Annotated in this window: 2 protein-coding genes; both read left to right on the top strand. The window is 66.4% G+C overall.

What is annotated here, in order from left to right; all coding sequences use genetic code 11:
* Positions 1-700 (top strand): translocation/assembly module TamB domain-containing protein (locus JMF82_RS21705; RefSeq protein WP_201316601.1); only part of this gene is annotated, 700 nt, incomplete at its 5' end.
* 186 nt (positions 701-886) lie between these two features.
* Positions 887-2,965 (top strand): M13 family metallopeptidase, encoded by a 2,079-nt coding sequence (locus JMF82_RS21710; protein WP_201316602.1) that lies wholly within the window; start codon positions 887-889, stop codon positions 2,963-2,965.
* Positions 2,966-3,058: the final 93 nt, after the last annotated feature.

Raw genomic sequence — 3,058 nt, forward strand, 5'->3', positions numbered from 1 at the left:
CGGCGACAAGGCGCACCTGGTCGGCATGGGCCTGGACGGCCGGTTGCATGGCCAGCTCGTGGTCAGCGAGCGGCCTGGCCGCGCCACCACCGGCCAGGGCCAGATCGAAGTCGACGGCACCTACAAGGCCTACGGCCAGAACCTGCAGATCGAGCGCGGCCAGCTGTTGTTCGCCACCACGCCCATCGACAACCCGGGCCTCGACATCCGCGCCGTGCGCAAGCTCAATCCAAACGCGACCATCGACGACGGGCAAAAGGTGGGCCTGTATGTCGCCGGCACCGCGCAGCGCCCCACGCTCACCGTGTTCTCGCAGCCGGTGATGGAACAGTCCGACGCGCTCTCCTACCTGGTCACCGGCAAACCGCTCTCGCAGGTGAAGGGCGGCGAAGGCAACATGGTGGGCGCCGCTGCGCAGGCGCTCGGCTCGGCCACGGGCAACCTGCTGGCCAAGAGCATCGGCTCCCGCCTGGGGTTCGACGACGTGGGCGTGAGCAGCAGCGATGCGCTCAACGGCAGTTCCGCCTTCACCGTGGGCAAGTACCTCTCGCCACGGCTCTACCTGAGCTACGGCGTGGGCCTGTTCGATCCTGGCCAGGTGATCACCCTGCGCTACCACTTCAGCCAGCACTGGAACTTCGAGGCGCAGAACGCCACCGAATTCAACCGCGCAAGCCTCAACTATCGTTACGAGCGATAGCGGCAGTTCCGAAATCCTTGTGGGAGCGCACCCTGTGCGCGACCGCGGCGTCCGGGACTTCTGCTGCCTGTCGCGCACAGGGTGCGCTCCCACAGGAAAACGATCGCCCCTAGCCCAAAAGTCATGCCCCGCCCGCGGGGCGCAGGGACTATCGTTATTCCCTTTTCCCACCCCAGGAGACCGCCCATGCGGCAATTTCGTTGGATTCTCACGGCGGCTGCGCTGACCAGCACCTGCGCGCTGGCCGCGACGCCCGCACAGCCCATGGCGGCCCAGGCACCGGCGCGCAGCGCCAGCGGCATCGATCTGGCCGGCATCGACCACAGCGTCAAGCCGGGCGACGACTTCGACAACTACGCCAACGGCGCATGGAAGAAGACCGCCGAGATCCCGGCGGACCGCTCCAGCACGGGCGTGTTCCTGCAGGTGTTCCTGAAGGCCGAGCAGCGCAACGCCGACCTGATCAAGGAAGCGGCCGCCAGCAACGCCGCGGCTGGCAGCAACCAGCGCAAGATCGCCGACTACTACGCCGCCTTCATGGACGAGGCCACCATCGAGAAGCGCGGCCTTGCCCCGCTCGAGCCTCAGCTGAAGGACATCAACGCGATCGCCAGCAAGGCCGATCTCGCCCGCGTGCTCGGCGCAGGCCTGCGCGCCGACGTCGACCCGGTGAATGCCACCAACTTCCAGACCGAGCACCTGTTCGGCCTGTTCGTCTCCCACGGCCTGGAAGATGCCTCGCGCAACATTCCTTACCTGCTGCAGGGCGGCCTCGGCATGCCCACGCGCGACTACTACCTCTCCGACGACAAGGCGATGGTGGATACGCGCGGGAAGTACCAGGCCTATGTCGCCGCCCTGCTCAAGCAGGCCGGCATGGCCGATGCGGACGCCAAGGCGAAGAACATCCTCGACCTGGAAACCAAGATCGCCAAGGCGCAGGTCGACATCGTCGACAGCCAGGACATCCACAAGGCCAACAACCCCTGGGTACTCGGCGACTTCGCCAAGAAAGCGCCGGGCCTGGACTGGAACGCCTACTTCAAGGCGGCCGGACTGGACCAGCAGAAGATCGTCGACGTGTGGCAGGTGCCGGGCATCAAGGGCCTGTCCGCGCTGACCGCCAGCGAGCCGCTGCAGACCTGGAAGGACTACCTCAGCTTCCACGCCCTCAACGAGAGCGCCAGCCTGCTGCCCAAGGCCTACGCCGACCTCAGCTTCGGCTTCTACGGCCAGACGCTGTCGGGCACGCCCAAGCAGCGCGACCGCTGGAAGCGCGCCATCTCCAGCACCAACATCTCGCTGGGCGACGCCGTCGGCCAGATCTACGTCAAGAAGTATTTCCCTGCCTCGTCCAAGACGCAGGTCGAGCAGATGGTGAAGAACATCCTCACCGCGTTCGACGAGCGCGTGGATCACCTGGACTGGATGACGCCCGCCACGCGCCAGAAGGCGAAGGCCAAGATCGCCAGCATCCGCGTGAGCGTGGGCTATCCGGAAACCTGGCGCGACTACGGCACGCTTGAGATCAAGGCCGACGACGCGCTGGGCAATATGCAGCGCGCGCAGAAACACGAGTACGAGCACCAGCTCGCCAAGCTCAGCCAGCCGGTGGATCGCGGCGAATGGTGGATGACGCCGCAGACGGTGAACGCGGTGAACCTGCCGCTGCAGAACGCGCTGAATTTCCCCGCCGCCATCCTCGAGGCGCCGTTCTTCGATCCGAAGGCCGACGCAGCCGCCAACTACGGCTCCATCGGCGCGGTGATCGGCCACGAGATCAGCCACAGCTTCGACAACCTTGGTGCCGAGTTCGACGCGCAGGGCAACCTCGCCAACTGGTGGACGCCGGAAGACCAGGCGCACTTCAAGGCCGCGGGCCAGAAACTGGTCGCGCAGTTCAACGCCTATGAAGCCCTGCCCGGCCTGCACGTGAATGGCCAGCAGACATTGGGTGAAAACATCGCCGACGTGTCGGGCCTGACCATCGCCTACCTGGCCTATCACAAATCGCTGGGCGGCAAGCCGGCCCCGGTGATCGACGGCCTGAGCGGCGACCAGCGCTTCTTCCTCGCCTTCGGCCAGAGCTGGCGCGAGAAGATCCGTGATGCCGCGCTGCGTGCCCGCGTGGTCGGCAACGAACACGCGCCGGGTCGCTTCCGCGCGCAGACGGTGCGCAACATCGACGCCTGGTATGACGCGTTCCAGCCCAAGGCGGGCGAGACGCTGTACCTGGCGCCGGCGGATCGCGTGAAGATCTGGTAAGCGAACGCGTACGACGAAAGGCCGGAGCCACGCCTCGCGAGGGGCGTGGCTCTTTCGTTTCCGCAGTCGCGCACAGGGTGCGCTCCCACAACT

Origin of the sequence: Dyella sp. EPa41 (genome assembly GCF_016586165.1) — a bacterium.
Lineage (GTDB): Bacteria > Pseudomonadota > Gammaproteobacteria > Xanthomonadales > Rhodanobacteraceae > Dyella.